This is a genomic window from Amphibacillus cookii, assembly GCF_016908375.1.
Lineage (GTDB): Bacteria > Bacillota > Bacilli > Bacillales > Amphibacillaceae > Amphibacillus_C > Amphibacillus_C cookii.
In genome coordinates, this window is the sequence record NZ_JAFBDS010000004.1 from 194,175 (window position 1) to 210,215 (window position 16,041).

Annotated in this window: 9 protein-coding genes, 2 pseudogenes and 1 riboswitch; of the genes and pseudogenes, 1 reads left to right on the top strand and 10 read right to left on the bottom strand. The window is 34.6% G+C overall.

Annotated features, from left to right (window positions below; all coding sequences use genetic code 11):
- Nucleotides 1-116: 116 nt before the first annotated feature.
- Nucleotides 117-215, top strand: a riboswitch (purine riboswitch).
- 178 nt (nucleotides 216-393) lie between these two features.
- A pseudogene (locus JOE23_RS07520) lies at nucleotides 394-1,593 on the top strand (ISL3 family transposase).
- A gap of 347 nt (nucleotides 1,594-1,940) precedes the next feature.
- Here the strand turns inward: JOE23_RS07520 and JOE23_RS07525 are convergent.
- The 10 genes and pseudogenes from JOE23_RS07525 to JOE23_RS07570 form a co-directional block, all read right to left on the bottom strand.
- Complete coding sequence (locus JOE23_RS07525) at nucleotides 1,941-3,857, bottom strand: Dam family site-specific DNA-(adenine-N6)-methyltransferase (protein WP_239585320.1); 1,917 nt, start codon at nucleotides 3,855-3,857, stop codon at nucleotides 1,941-1,943.
- 171 nt (nucleotides 3,858-4,028) lie between these two features.
- On the bottom strand, nucleotides 4,029-5,087 hold the full coding sequence (locus JOE23_RS07530; RefSeq protein ID WP_204437173.1) for a DUF7226 domain-containing protein: 1,059 nt from the start codon (nucleotides 5,085-5,087) through the stop codon (nucleotides 4,029-4,031).
- A 164-nt stretch (nucleotides 5,088-5,251) separates the two neighbouring features.
- A pseudogene (locus JOE23_RS07535) lies at nucleotides 5,252-6,437 on the bottom strand (IS110 family RNA-guided transposase).
- A gap of 575 nt (nucleotides 6,438-7,012) precedes the next feature.
- The gene (locus tag JOE23_RS07540; protein WP_204437175.1) at nucleotides 7,013-8,635 is read right to left on the bottom strand and encodes a hypothetical protein; all 1,623 of its coding nucleotides are present in this window, start codon (nucleotides 8,633-8,635) and stop codon (nucleotides 7,013-7,015) included.
- Nucleotides 8,628-9,401 (bottom strand): hypothetical protein, encoded by a 774-nt coding sequence (locus tag JOE23_RS07545; RefSeq protein ID WP_204437176.1) that lies wholly within the window; start codon nucleotides 9,399-9,401, stop codon nucleotides 8,628-8,630. The genes JOE23_RS07540 and JOE23_RS07545 overlap by 8 nt, the downstream gene beginning before the upstream one ends.
- 546 nt (nucleotides 9,402-9,947) lie before the next feature.
- Nucleotides 9,948-10,289, bottom strand: a complete 342-nt coding sequence (locus JOE23_RS07550; RefSeq protein ID WP_204437177.1) for a hypothetical protein — start codon at nucleotides 10,287-10,289, stop codon at nucleotides 9,948-9,950.
- A gap of 172 nt (nucleotides 10,290-10,461) precedes the next feature.
- On the bottom strand, nucleotides 10,462-10,800 hold the full coding sequence (locus JOE23_RS07555) for a hypothetical protein (protein ID WP_204437178.1): 339 nt from the start codon (nucleotides 10,798-10,800) through the stop codon (nucleotides 10,462-10,464).
- A 16-nt stretch (nucleotides 10,801-10,816) separates the two neighbouring features.
- On the bottom strand, nucleotides 10,817-12,637 hold the full coding sequence (locus tag JOE23_RS07560) for a T7SS effector LXG polymorphic toxin (RefSeq protein WP_204437179.1): 1,821 nt from the start codon (nucleotides 12,635-12,637) through the stop codon (nucleotides 10,817-10,819).
- Nucleotides 12,638-13,317: 680 nt separating this feature from the next.
- Nucleotides 13,318-14,739, bottom strand: a complete 1,422-nt coding sequence (locus tag JOE23_RS07565) for an AAA family ATPase (protein WP_204437181.1) — start codon at nucleotides 14,737-14,739, stop codon at nucleotides 13,318-13,320.
- On the bottom strand, nucleotides 14,733-15,935 hold the full coding sequence (locus JOE23_RS07570; protein ID WP_204437183.1) for a DUF262 domain-containing protein: 1,203 nt from the start codon (nucleotides 15,933-15,935) through the stop codon (nucleotides 14,733-14,735). The genes JOE23_RS07565 and JOE23_RS07570 overlap by 7 nt, the downstream gene beginning before the upstream one ends.
- Nucleotides 15,936-16,041 lie beyond the last annotated feature (106 nt).

The window sequence follows — 16,041 nt, forward strand, 5'->3', positions numbered from 1 at the left end:
TCTGGCCCGATAGCAAAATAAAACTCTATGTTATTCCCATTAGACTAACTTGGTAGTATCATAGCTAAAATTACTACTTGAAAAATTAGATGATAGTTAGTAAACTGTTCAAAGTGCTCGCTTATAAATTAATTACCTGTATAACCTCAGAATATGGTATGAGGGCCTCTACCAGGAACATTAAAATCCTGATTACAGAAAATGAAATAATTCATTTTTTGTAATCAGGATTTTTTTTATTTCCTAAAAATTTCTTTGTTTTTTTTTTGGCTCTATAATGAATGTGGTGGTGCTTCCTCCAGTGCTAGTGGATGTCAGCGCATAAAAAAAGCACCATTCTCTCTCTTTTGTTATCCTAAAGATGCAACCCCAAAGGCAAAGGAGAGAGAACGGATGCAAGACAATATTATCATAGAACTGTTAGGGATTAAAGACAAAAACGTGAAAGTCTGGGAGATTTCCCGGAACGCTGATCATTCCATGTGTGTAGACCTTTATACAGAGAAAAGAAAACAAAAATGTCCGCATTGCGGCTATAAGACGAAGCGTGTACACGGCTATCGCAATCAGGAAATTCAGGGCCCGTCCCTGCCTTATGGCAAAGTGAATATAGTGTTGCGTAAGCGCAGGTACCTATGTCAGGCGTGTGGCAAAACGTTTTATGAGCGTCTGCTCATGGTCGGCTACTATCAACGCGTTATCAGATCTGTTCAAAACGAAGCGCTCATGTATGCAGCTTTCGGGTCATTTAAAACCGCAGCTCGTTGGGCTAATATGACGGTTACACGGTTGATGCGTCTGTTTGATCGCAGAGAGATCAAAACGACGCGCGTGCTTCCAAGAGCCATAGCCATTGATGAATTTAAAGGGGATGATGCTGGAGGTGAACGATTCCAGACGATCATTGTGGATGTGGAGAACAAAGAAATCATTGATATTCTTCCAGACCGGAAGGTGGATACGATCAAGCGATATCTGCGTTCGTGCGATACGGGGAGCGTCGAAATGGTCGTCATGGATTTATCAAAGTGGTTTAAGAAAGCTGTTTGTGACGAACTTGGTGACCCTTTAATCATTGCCGATCGTTTTCATTTCATGCGCCAGGTTTACTGGGCTTTGGATGAAGTCAGACGCGAAGTACAGGGAGAAGTTGATAAACGAACACGGCTTCATATGAAACGGAGCAAGAAGCTATAGTGGAAGTCACACTACACCCTCACAAAAGAGCAGGATGAGAAAGTGAATCGGATCTTGGCGATTGACCCACGGTTGAGAGAGGCATATCAGTTGAAAATGAAAATGGAACGATGGTTCAGAGAGAGTGATCATGAAACAGCAGGAAAAAACCTGGTTCAGTGCCTCGAAGCCCTAAGGGCTTCTGGAATCGAAGGATTCAGAAGGGTGTGAAAGACATTTGTCAATTGGCGTCAAGAGATTCTACAAGCCTTTATGTATCCCTTTAATAACGGATATATTGAAGGCGTTAATAGTACGATAAAAGTGTTAAAGCGCAATTCTTATGGGATCAAGAGTTTTGAGAGAATGAAGAAGAAAATCCTGTGGCAACAGGATTTTAAAAAGGTGATGGGGTAAAACCCCCACCACCACATTTGACAAAGAACCATTTATAAAACCTCCTAGAATGTTATTGAAATAAAAAAGCCCTACCTCGCAATTCAATAAAGCGAGATAAGGCTTATAAGTGTTCTAAAAGGTTTTTAAGTATTGTTTGGTGCTTTACCAAGGCAACCAAACTAGAAATGCAGATAGTGTAAATATGTTTCAAAGGAGCACACTTAAAGAAACACAATAAAGAGCTTAGTTTACTTATCGTGTGTTTATAATAAAAATAACACCTTAATTTTATATTGTTAACATATTTTTAAATCTGTTTACTCTTTTTACTTTAAAGTGTATTGACATTAACTTATCTATAATTACTAATAGCCAATAAACAAATATTCTTCTACGTCATTTTTATTTTGTCCTACCTTATTGCCTTGATTGCCAAATGAGTATTTATGGTTCACCGAGACTACCTCTACATTGTTCTTGTAATTCGATAATATTTCTAGCATTTCCGATTTAGTTGGTAAAGAGTTTGAAGAATATGAAACTATTAGAATACTATCCTTGTGCTTTTTGAATAATTGATCGAAGGCGTTATATGCGCCTTGGCGTGAATTAAACGGGGTTGGATAGTTTTTAAATTTCTTTGTTTTGGTATTTTCTTGAATGTCAACATCTTTCCAGTCCATAGCAAGTCCTTCAACAAAATGATACCTACGAACATATTCATTATCAGAATAAGGACTATAATACGGAGGATCTATATATACTAAGTCAGCCTTACGTCTAGCTGTCATAGCATCTCCATGACGTGATTTGTTATTTTGCCCATTATCAAAGACAGCATCATTGTATATATTAACTGCTTCGATAAAATGTTCCCTTAAAGATAATTGCAAGTCTCTTCTTCCATCATTATACCGATCTAATCCTGTATAAGTAAAAATCCCTCTTGGTCTTTTTTTCATACAAGCTCTAACCAATGATGACATCGCTAAAGCTTGCTTGTTTTTGTTATTTAAATAAGGAATAGCCGTTCTAACCTGGTCAATAAACGCATTATCTTCATCACTAAAATAAAGACCTTTAAATGTGCTAGAAACAAAGTTATCTGTTTCTACATCTAACGTAAGTAGTTTATTCAAATCTTTTTCAGTTAATTTAGACTTATTATTTTCGACTAATGCTTTTGTAAAAGTAGAGGAAAGTGCCATGTAATCATTACTAAACACTTCTTTCCCCTGTGCCTTAAACATATAAGAAACAACGCCACTCCCTGAAAAAATATCGGCTACACTGTCAAAGTCAAACTGAGATGCTACTCCCCAAATATGTTTAAGTAAATTTGCCTTGCTACCCATGAATCTGGTACTAGGGTACTTTTCTACTTGTTGATGAAGCTGAATTTCATCCGGAACAACTATAATATTTCGTTTTGGCTCAACCTTTACTAAAACATCTTCTCCTTTCCGCTTTCCACCTTTACTACTTATATTTCTTTTTGTTTGATGTACACTGATATTAAATTCACTATATAACTCATGGACTAAAGGGTGGTTGGAATTGGTCAATAGTACATGGCAACCTAACTCATGAAGTCTTTTCACTTCATTCGCTAGTTCTATATGATCTTCTTCATAAAATTGTTCTTTAGTGTAACGTTTAAAATCAGAATACTCACTGATTGGCAAGTATGGCGGATCTAAAAATACAAAGTCACCTGGCTCAGCATACTCACGTAAAACCTGTTTATAATCCCCGTGAATAATTTTTGTTCTTTTCAATAAATTACTAGCTGATCTTAACTTGTCTTCATCACAAATATTTGGATTTTTATAATTACCAAATGGTACATTAAATTTTCCTTGTTTATTTACTCTATATAATCCATTAAAACAAGTCCTGTTTAAATAAATCATTCTAGCGGCTCTTTCTACTTCAGAAAGAGTTGAAGTATCTTGCGCACGTACATCTAAAAAGAAGTCTTTATCGTTAGGCATAACTTTTAATTCATCGATCACCGATTCGACATCTTTTGAGACTACATTATATAAGTTAATTAGTTCCTCATTACTGTCTGCTATAACAGCATTCGATGGACTTAGTGAATAAAAGAAAGCCCCACCACCAAAAAACGGTTCTATGTATTTATTGAATTTCTTGGGTGCAGCTTCTTTTAAAACATCAAGAAGTTGTGTTTTGCCCCCGGCCCATTTTAAGATTGGCTTAGGTTCTATTAAATCTATATCATTAAAAATGTCTTCATATACTTTTTCAAAGCTACTCAAAAGTGTCCCTCCTTAAAAGGGTTAAACTCAGTACTAAACCGAAAATTATACCACATTCATTCCCTTTTTTCATTACCGTAATAATATATATTTTATAGCCAAAATTCATTTATGTACAGTGTCGAGACATAATTTGCACAATAAAAAACACTCACAAAAACAAGTGTTTATTTAAAATAATAAATCGTTTAGAGCATTTCTACATTGTGGTGGACAATCAAAGTTAATTTCGTCCAATGACCAACAAATATTAATACCTCTATCCTCTACCAAGTAATGTATAACCCATTCATTTCCATCTAAAGGTTCAGCTTCCAAAACCAACCATAACGTTGCATTAGGCTTATTATGCCGATAACGATATTCATACAATTGAGCAATCCCACGTCTTATCTGACTAAGCATGTTAGTTGAGTTACAACTTTTCATTTCAAAAATATGCTCCTGATCAGAATCTTCAGCATATAAATCAATGTGTCGATTAGACCTTGGAAGAATATTTTTTCTTGTCAATGCTCTAGCCATCTTAGTTACTAATTGTTGGTGGTTCACTGAAGCTCTTTCTCGAGCCGCTGCATCCACTTGAAATGTGATTTGTCCATCTCCTTCTGTAGATAATGAACCATCCCAAATATCATTTAACTCTCTTATTTCGGACACTAAACTATTTGATCTATATGTTTCCTGAGTCTCTTGGTTATTATCTGGTTCCCCATTGGTATCTTGGACTTCCATCGCATAACCATTATAGACCGGTCTAAAATTAACAGTATATCGGTTATTGGCATCTATATTAATTAATTCCAATTCCAAAAGCCATCTTATCATCGTGGAAGTTCTACGAGAAGCAATGCTTGACTTCACATCAAGAGATATTAAGTGACTAGCTATTTCCTCTGTAACACAATGTGGATGTGACACTATGTATTCGTAGACTTCATTAATTGCATCATTTCTCAAAACCGCGTTAGCTAAATAAAGTCTTCTTGCTTCTTCAGGTAATGATAGAAACTCTGAGCCGCTCTCCGTAAGCTCGGAATGATTAGTACCCGCCAACCTCAACATCCCCAATTGTTCCCCAGCAAGACGATAATAACGCCCTTGTCTTTCTCCTTTTCCTATAGCGCCTGCTATATCTTGGTAAGTTCTCGCACCTCTTGAAACGGCCTCAACTGATCTAATTACATCTTCTAGGCTATTTGCTTGAGGTATAACTGATGAATCAAGCAATATATCACTCCTTTTAAAAGACTATTACATGTTCATTATATCTCACTTACGCAAGTAGAAGAAAGACTAACTATATAAAGTCAAGTAAAAAATAAAAATTAATTCTGGTAAATATGCTGAAATTTAGGCACAGCAAATAAACATCAGAAACAATTATTTTTTTCTTACTGACGAATTTGATAGGGTTGGTTTTTGGTTAAAATTGCATGTATGATGTAACACAATTTCCTAGAAACAGCACCAATTGCGGTCAAGTGATGTTTTCCTTCTGCACGTTTCTTCTTGTAAAAGGCTTTTAAAACAGGATCACTGCGGGACGCGACTAAAGCAGCTTGAAACAGAGCTTTGCGTAAATAAGGGGAACCGCGTTTACTCATGACATTGTGCGTTCCTTCAAATTGCCCGGATTGGGATACAGAGGCATCAATGCCAGCGTAAGCAACTAACTTTTTAGGATTAGAAAACTTATGAATATCACCGATTTCACCTAATATTGTTGCGCCAGTAATTGGTTCCGATACCTGGAATTGTTTCAATGACAGAAGCAGTACAAATCATTAATTGACGTATTTCTTCTTCTGTTTGCTTGATTTGTTCTTCTAGAAAGTTTAGTTGTTCAATCATGGAACGTAGTTGGAAAGTGAAGGCATCTTGCGCAAATCGAATACCAAAAGACGTCGAAGCAGCTGTTTTTAGTGTTTCTACTTTAACTAGTCCTATGCGATTACGGCTAGCTAAACGAAGCGTTTCGGCCAAAGTATGCGCAGTAATCTCGTTAAAAGCATCGGGTGTGGAGTATTCAAGAAGTAACGCTTTTGACGCTTTCCCAAACAAGCCAACTTTTGAAAAGATTGTATCGTACTCAGGGAAAACTTGGTCTAAAATAGCGATAATTTTGCGTTTAAAATCACCAGCTGTTGCAACTAAGTAGGAACGATAACGAGTTAATTGACGTAAGGAGAAGATATCTTCATTCGCTAAAGATGTGTCTTCAAATGACCCATAACGCATAAGATCCGCGATTAATACAGAATCAATGATATCCGTCTTACGTTTTCGAATTTCAGTGCCTTTTCTCCACCCGTCTGTTTGGATAGGGTTAATCACATGGACAAAATAATCGGCTTCATCAAGAAAAGAAAAGAGAGCAAGCCAATAATGTCCAGTCGCTTCCATTCTCGTAATGAAAAGAGAAGGGTCATCTGAAATGGTACGTAAACGAGTGAGTAGTGAGTGGCCGCCTTCAAAAGTGTTAGGAAAAGAATATCCTTTTAATACTACTTTTCCTGCATCATCCATCACAGAAGCAACATGAGTACGCTTGCCAATATCGATGCCAAGATAAAACATAGCTTCACCTTCTTAATTTATTTGGATTGAATACCACTCATCTGAAAAGCGTCACGACCTTGTGCTAAATACGGAGTAAGGCAAAATGCCTTCAACATCTAACTCATTCGTAATCAGCTTAACAGTGAGAGGGATCAGTCTTTCGATTACGAGTTTTATAACCCAAGGATGAAACGATCCACCTCTCAATCCATTAAGTATATTTTCTCAAATAATTGAGGAAATACCAACTAAGAAATAACTCAGGTTCATAAGGTTTTCCTTTCAAAGTCTGAAGATTAAAACCTTAAATACAATATACAAGGATGGAGATAGTTTACTTAGTTGGGAAAGACTCGACTTTTATTAAAATATTGAGACTGACTAAAGCAGTTCATAAATACGTCTTTATAAACCACCACAAAGTATTCAAAGCCATCCAGGCTTGATTTCGTAGTTGGTATGACAGCTTTCTTTCTATTTCTGTAATCAATAGATATTGAAGCTTAATATTTTTAAATTAGTAAAGATGCTATTGAATATTGCCAGGTAACATCATATAATTAAAATGTGCTTTTTGACCTTCTCCATCTATATTAATTTTTATCCACTATAAGACAACTAGTTCTTTCATCATATCCTTCATATATTTCATCATATTTTTCTTCACCAAAATAATTACACATTTCATCATCTTGATGATCTAAAAATATTAGAATACTAAGTGGATGCAAGGCTAATTCCTCTTTTTTATTTATTACATCAATCATCTTTTCTACAAAGGAAGATATTTGCGGCTTTTTGATTCTTCCTTTCTTGTTAGTATGTTGAGCTTTCCTCATCGTCTCTTTTAAATGCTTCCTTATACCCTCATCTGCATATTTTTCGCTAACTTTTTGGAGCATGCTAATAATTATAGCAACTTCTATATGTTCAGGAGAAATAAAAAAGAAATTATCCTGTGAATCAGAATGAAACAGCTTGTAATACTTATCTTTTAAACTATCAGATAATATATATTCCCCGTTTCTTTCAAATAGCAATTCGAATAAAACACTAGTATTAAGTACGTCATGTGAATCAAATTCTTTTAACAAGTAATCTAGCTTTTCAAGTCCTCTAACGCTTAAGAAAAACACCTTGTTATTTTGTTGAACAAAATCCCATTGAGCTGAACCGGTGATTTGTTTTTTCACATCATCCGGATATTCACTTGAAAATATAACAAATCCACTATTGTTATAACCTTGTTTATAGAATGATTCTAAAAAGCTTTGATAGTAATTAACTTGCATTGGTGTAGCCGCTTTATGTTTATATTCATCTCCGCTAAAAGATTTACAATCATAAAATAGTGTGCTTATTTTTTCTTTATTTTTATTCATTATTAGCCCATCTGGGATTGCCATTCCTTTGTATAGACTTCCAAATGGAATAACATTATAGAAAGCCTTCTTTATAATTTGTAATACACTATCTTCAAATTGATCACCTTTATTCCCGGCTGTTGCATGTTTCCACAATTCCGATACGGTTACCTTTTCAATTGAAACTTCATTTTCCACATTAATTAGTGTCTTTCTTATTTGTATATCATCTGGAAATTCTTCATATAAGTTTTCTATTGTATCTTGTTGTATTAGGTCAAATGGAATATAATAAATTCCTAATTGTTTTAGAAGCTCATTATTTTCAGAAACGTATGTTGGAATTTCGTCAAAAATAATTAGAGTAAAGATAGAGCTTTTTTGCAAATGAAATTCAAATGCTTCTCCCAAGGAGTGATTTGAATATTTGCCAAAAGAAAAAGCGACTGACCAATTATCATCTCTTATACTTTTCTCACCAATATAACGAAATGAACTATACCTCTTCCTTTCACCTTCTAAACCTAAAACCTCCCTGATATTGTGTAAAAGCGCATCCATTTTAAAAATGTAACCGACCTTATCACTTTCAGTAATTTCAATAATTTCATTTTCGCCATACGGACAAGGTAAAAAGTCATCGTCCTTATCAAAATCAACTTTGCAATTTCTACCAAAGCAAATGCTACAAGATTTTGAGCTAAGTGATTTAGTTTTAAACCAATTTAAAATTTCCTTATCTCTTTCCATCAATAGTTGTATTTCTTGTTCTGTGAAATATTTATATTCATTTGATTGAATTTCTTGTAATATATCTTTAACTAAATCATTATTTGTGGTAACTTTATTCACCAACTTTAATCCCCCACTTTTCTAAACATTTATTTACTATAGATGTGTATTCTGGGTTAAAGCTTATTTTGTTGTCACTACTTACAACAACTTTTACCTTCTTATTCTTCTCTTCTTTGCTTTCCTTATCGCCTTTGCTAACCCGGACAGTTATCTCGAGAGTTATTTTATCACGTACTTGATTGGTTAAGTCTATTTGTTTGTTTGAGAGGATGTCTAAAGCTTTTTCAACGTCATTGGCTTTCAAATTTAATATTAATTCATCATCATCTACAGGTATTCGTATAGTTTCTTCAGTAATTCTTGCTGAAACTATTTGTTCTTGTAAGTCTTCATCTAAATTTATGGAAAAATCTTCGTTTGTAAAAGCATCCAATTTATAAACACTTACATGAGTACCATTAAAATGATTATTATCATTAAAAAATACTTTTCCAAATGTACTTAAGATATATTTTTTTAACTTTTTATTCGGTCCACAGTTAATATGCAGTTGATTATTAGTTTTGTTGTACTTAGAAATAGCCTTTGCTGCAGGATAAATTGTAACAGTAGATACCTTGGAATTACCTGATATAGTAGTAATAGCTTTTCTTCGTTGTTCAACATGTGCTGTCAATACTATTTCATCATTAACATTTTCTAAACTAACTACATGTTTCCTATCCTTTTCAAGGAAGTCACCTAAAACAGCCTTTACTTCTTCAGTGTGCTTTGTTGACAAAGTGAGCTCATCTTCATTTTCTATTTCTTTTCCTTTTAGCACCTCAAAGCTACTCTCTTTATTCACACGTGAAACGACTTTTATTTTATCTATCTTATCAGGCAAGTGAATTAGACACAGCTAATTTTTGTTTTACCATCACTTGTGGTACGGTTCTCCGTGGTGGATGTAAACGAGGTTTTTTAGCTATTAGACACGCACTATGGTCTGAATAAATGTCCGGCATGGTCCTAGTCGTGATTATGTCTTCTCTTGGCTGTGGATTGAAGTTAAAATACAACTCAAATTTTTCAAGCTAAGGCAGCAAAAAAACACACTTTCACTTTATCCATTATTTATCGCCAAGTGCTTTGTTTTTATCTTTCGTTTTTTAGCTATGCCATGTAATAACTGCCCCTGTCATCTAAAATGTCATCTCGCCCATTTGTCTTTCTTGTTCAGTTCCGCAAAGTAACAAACTTAACTCCTTGCTGGTATAACCATCATGAGCTCTTGATTCTCAAACAAATCATTTCTTATTATCCCACTCAATTATCAGCTGTTTTAATATAAATTAAGATAAAAAAACTTGAAAGGAAATTTAGCCCATCAAGGTAAATGTTTAAGAGTTACTACTACTTTAATGTTTTCTTGAAAAGAAATATCCTCCAGTCCATATCGTCTACAGAGTTCTATAAAAGTATCTTCATGAACCCCTTTTGAATATTCTTTTATACTCCACATATCATCTAAAATAGATTCCTTTGCAGTAGAATCGGTTATACTAGCTATTATATCGTCTATAGTATGCTTTGTTTCACAATCCTTCATGTCATATTTTTCTCTTAACAGCGTTATTGTAGCTTTTTTATTAATTGAATAGATTAAAGATCTCAATGTTTGTTCATCATCTGACAATGGCTCTTCTTCTAATGAAACTGCCTCCGACATTAAATAACCCCCTACTTTACAAAGTTTTTGCTTTCCAATCATTATATCAAAAAATTTCTAATATAAAAAAAACTAGTCTTAAAGACTAGTTTTTGAATTATTTGATATGTTAATTAATATTTTACATCCTCTATTTTTTTTATATGGCAATTATTAATTGAAGGTAACGTTTTTATTTTTTACTATCGCTTTTCCATATACTTTTTCCGTCAGTTAAAAATATTGCACTTGGGGGATCATCATAAAGTGAAATTTCAACTAATGAACCTTTCTTTTGTATTAACCAATTATATAAACTACTTTCTTCACTAGTAGGATGCGCTAAAATATCATTCACTTGAAATGTAACTGCATAATATTCGGTATAATTTACATCATCATCATCCAATCCGTTGTCTGTTTCAAAGAGTGTGTCTGGTTCACCAATAATCTTTAATCCACTATTCCACTCTATTATCAAATCACTACCTTTATGCTCTTTTAACGCTTTTATTAAAGGATCATATTCCATGTATATCCTCCTCTTATTACTTCTTTAATGGTTCTGAAGGCACTATATGTGCTCCGTCTTTTCCGTAATGAATCATTCCTCTAGTAGTTTCAAGGTATTCACTAGTATCACGATCATAATATTTTCCAATTCGTTTACCAAAGTCTACTCTTTCTTTTTTACCGTTTGGCAGTAGTTGACCTTTCCCTGCAAATTCATCAAGCAATTCTTGTGCTGTTTTATTATCTCCATAGAAAATACTCTTGTTTTTTCCGTTTGCTATTTCTTGTTTGTAATTTGGCGTATTCGGAATATGCTTTTCTTGAGCACCTGACTTTACTTTAACTGGGAATCTATTAACTTCTCTATAAGGTCCAATAGGTACTGACTTCTTTCCATAAGAAGGTACACCATTACCCTTACCAACATTCACACCATCAACACGCTTCGAATAAACAACATCCAACTTCTTGTTAATATGCCCACTATCCATCACACGCATCGGCACGTCTGGAACATTACCTGCGAAGGCGGGTTGGACTTGACGGTTGCCAAGCCATCTTTGTAGACCGCTTTGTTTTTCACCGAATGACCTAAACATGTTGTTGGAACCACTAGTTAGGTTCATATTGCCGATTTTCTGCATCGTTTGTTTGCCAAGGTATTTGCTTTGGCTGAAGATGCTTGGTGCGAATGGCAGACTAGCGGCGATTCCGGTGCCAAGACTCGCACTGCGCTGTTCGGCTGTTAATTCATTGCCAAGAACATCTTTACCGGTGATATATTCTGAGAAACCATTGGCGGCAGCTAAGCCGTAAAGTCCCATCTCTGCCTTTTGTATCGTCGATAAGGCATTCGCCGTTTTATAGATATCGAGACTCGTATTAACCGCTTTGACCCCTTTGGTGGTCGCGTATATACCCTTGCCACCTTTGACCGCTTTGCCTGCCCAACCGACAAACGGGATAAAACCAGCGGCGGCTAGACCCGCATACGCGATGCGTTGACCGGCGGTATATTCAACGCCGGTAACCGGATCGACCCCTGTCGAGGCACGAATCAAGTCGTAATAGCCGGTCGCTTCGCCGACAAAGGTTTTCGTGCCGTCCCAAAGGACTTCATACCACGCACGATCTTGCAGTTCTCTTGCATGGGCTTGTTCTTGTTTGTGGGCGAGATATTCGGCGGTGTAGGTTTCCGCATTTTCAATATTTTTGTAGACCTCACTGTTGTGATAAGCGTTGGCATCAAAGTGGATCGTTGATACGTCACCACCTTGCATCGTTGCTAACAGGAGTTCATCAAATAATGCCGCCATAAATTGCTGTTCGACTAAAGAGGACTCATAGTCTTCGGCTAAGATGTGATCGACATCCTCAACCGCCTCAATCGTTTCCACCCGCTTCTCATGCAACTCGCTCATCTGTTCGTCAAATCCATCTCTTGAGAACGGACGGAGGGTCATAATGTCTTCGATCTCACTAAAGATCTGTTCTAATGTTTGGTGTTGATCACTGACCATTTCATCTGCCTGGACTTCACGTTGGGCAAGATCTTCACTCAAAAACTGGCTATCTACCTTTGTTTGATCCCCTAATTCAAAGTCAGATAAGGTACCTGATACCCCTTCAAAAAAGGCAATTTGATGATCGATAAAACGATACCATGCATCGATCACATCCATTTGTCCTTGATAGAACCCTTTAATCGCTTCAGCCCCGCGGCCATCAAATCCATCTAAATTGACGATTTCTTCAAAGGAGTGACGAAGCTGTTCAAATTGATCTCGATAGTCTTGGTAATGCTTGACTCTTGCTTCCATTGTATCACTTAATCGCTCTGCATTTAACTGTTTCATCGGACATAGCCTCACTTAGAAAAGATAAGAATCATCTTTTGTTTGGATATTTTTTATCAGTGGTGATCATTTTTTTCTACCTTCTTCATTTAGGCTATTACACGTCGTTATTGATCAGCTCAGCTAACCGAGCTGATTTAACTGTAATAACCGTTTATAAACTTATACTAATTGAAGTGTTTTTTTCCGTAAATAGGAAGAAATGCTTTGTTTTTTTGTCAATTAATCTAATGTGAGGTTTTTCTCTCAGACCTTAGGAACTAATTTTTCTAAGAATTTAAACTTGGACTCCAATGTTCTCAACGCTCTATTGCTCACATTTTGATTTATTGGGCTTTACGCTATTCAGAAGCTCAAAATCTCCTTAATTTTTAATATTAAATTAGTTTGACAAAGTCGTTTTCTTAATATGTAGAGAAAAAGACAGGCTTCCCTGCCTAAACATTAGAAGATTATATTATTCCCTGTTTTACCACTCTATTTGTGACACGGTTCACCGTACCAGTTTGTAGGGTAAAATAGTACTGGCGTTAAAACATAAATAAGGGTGGCAGTCGTTAATGACCGCTACCCTTAAAATCAAATATCAAATGTTCTCTTAGCATTTACCTGCTAAGTGTACTTACTCCATTCATTAGAAGTTGCGTACGTTTTATATGAATACGTTTTTATTACTTAATTTAATAACAAATATCCATTAATTCCTTAATAAAGCTTTCAGTTTTAGTCTGATTTGTTTCATCATTTACCCACAATTCATACAACTTTTCAAATAAAATCACCTTATCTTTTCCAGACTTACGGCATAACTCGATAAACCAATCATGATGATCTTCACCATTTATAGTTGTTAGTATATGAATCAGATTGCTCTTATCTATTCCAAGTGAAGTAGCAAATTCGTCTGTTTTTTCTCTCAAGCACTTCTTAAACTCCATTTCAATTGCCATTTCCGTCGGTAGAAAAGAGTATTCCCAACTAAGCTTGTCCTTTACTTCTTCAATCTCCTCTCTGATATCACCATCGTATAAACCTATTAACTTGTATGTAAACTTATCCGATTTAGGAAACATTAATCTTTTTGTTATAGAAGCATGACCCTCAACATACTCAATATTATAATCTCTTAAAATATGAGGGCAGTTTCTGGATAACACAGTCTTTAGAAACAATTCTGCAATTTTATCTTCTACATATATACAACCTTCCTTAGGTAGTTCAAGTCCAAGTGAAACTAGGGAATCTTTATTGACTGATGGTTTGATAATTGACACTTGGTTTGAATATCTACTAAGTATAATAATATTTTCCTTTTTTATTTTCTTGATAATGTATGGTGAGTGACTAGCTAGTATAACAGTAATCCCTTGCTTGCTAGCATAATCAGCTATAAAGTTCATTAACTTTTGCTGTGAATTTATACTAATAAATGTTTCTGGCTCTTCAATTAATATGATTCCAGTGCCTTTAATTCTATAAAATACCCAAAAAATATAAAATAAGAAATGTTCTCCAATACCCATACCTAAAGAGTTATACTCAAGTTGTGCAGTCTTTACTTTAAAGTAAGGAATTATCTCACTGCCGTCTTCAATCTCAATTAATTTAACTTCGTCATAATCCTTTCCTATTATATAATTAAGACTTTGAATTTGATTACTCGGAATTATATTTTCATCATACTGCTCCAATAATTCATCTAAATTATCTTGTTCAAGGAATTCTAATGCATCTAAAGATAGTTTATAATCGAGATAATATACAGAATCATCGTCTCCTGTTATGTTTACTAATCTTTCCTCATCAGCATTACTTACTTCTAACAGGTCTCCGCTTTTACTTAGTACTTGTGCTTCTATACTATTTCCATTTATTTTCTTTTTATCTTGAGTATTAGTTTTAATTCCTAATACATCCTTAAGTGATGATATAATTGTAGATTTCCCTGCCCCATTTAATCCACAAATAGCAAAAATGCCTTTTTCAAATTCAACTTTATTGATGCCACCTATACCGTTTAACTCTATGCTCTTTATTAAATGATCATAATTTCTTTTATAAACTAGTTCCCATACTTTATTCACCTCAGCCAATCTTACCATTTGATATTATCCCCCCAATTAAAAAAATTGGAGATAAACTCTATAGTTAGCGATAAGTTTTGCTTTTTATCATAGTCTTCTAACAACGTAGTATATAAATCATCGTTGAAATGTTTGTCACGAAAATACAATACAACAAAGATTTCTAAAATAATATCCCTGTAGACTATTGAAGTTGCATCTGTACTTCCCATGCTTGCCCTTTGATTAAATATTAAAAACATGCTTTGATAAAAGGGATATTTATTTGACAAGTACACATTATTATCAATATCTGAAAAAAGAGTATGTTCATTTTTCCCTTTAGCTAACTGTCGTGCATGTTCAAATTCAAATAAAAGCTTTGCTACTTCCCCCGTACTTAATTTCTCCATATATCTATTTAAGAAAATAAGCCAACTAAATAAAGTAGCTTTATTTAAAGACAGTTTTCTACCACCTAAAGTGTCCTTTGAAAGCTGAGCTCCTTCAATAAAATATATTAATATTTTTTTGACCTTGCCAAATACTTTATCATCAAACGGATGATTATTTCTGTACTTATCAGATATGTCAGTTGAGGTAACTTTTTTTCTAATGGTACCTATTTCAACTACATAACAAAATTTAGAAATAACATCATCATAAGCCATCCTGGAGTTGGAAAATCCAATTGTGTCCTTATTAGCTCCTGCATCCTCAAATGCATCTACAAGTTCACGAATTTGATTTCTTGTATTTCCAACAAATGCGTTTCTTTGTTCAGCAGAAGTCAAAGTAGCTGGTTGGTTTAACCTATAAAAAAGTTCAGCTGGTTCTTCAGGTATATATTGGGTCAATCTAATAATAGTCACACTATACTTCTTAAATTTCCTTTGGGTGTCAGAATCTAGTTTTGAATACACTAAACCATCTAATTTTGATATACTTTCATCTATAGGGGCTAAACTGCCATCTATTTTTATCTTATCATTCATAAAGTCCCTAATGGTGGCTAACCTCTGTTGTCCATCAAGAACTTCATCTACATAATTTTCATTTTCAATAACATGGATGGGAGGTATTCTCCATCCTCTTAAGATTGAATCAATTAATTTCCTTTTCTTTGGAATACTCCATACTTCTCCTCGTTGAAAATCTGGTTGTAAATCAATATCATCAGTTCTAATCCTAGTGAATATTGTCTCTATTTCAAGTTCTGAAGCTGTACATCTCATTTTCTTTACCCCCTTAAAGTAAAACTAACCCAATACCGACAAAGTCCATTCTAGTAGTTTGCTTATAGATATTAGTTCCATACAAAATCACCTAATTCACAATTTT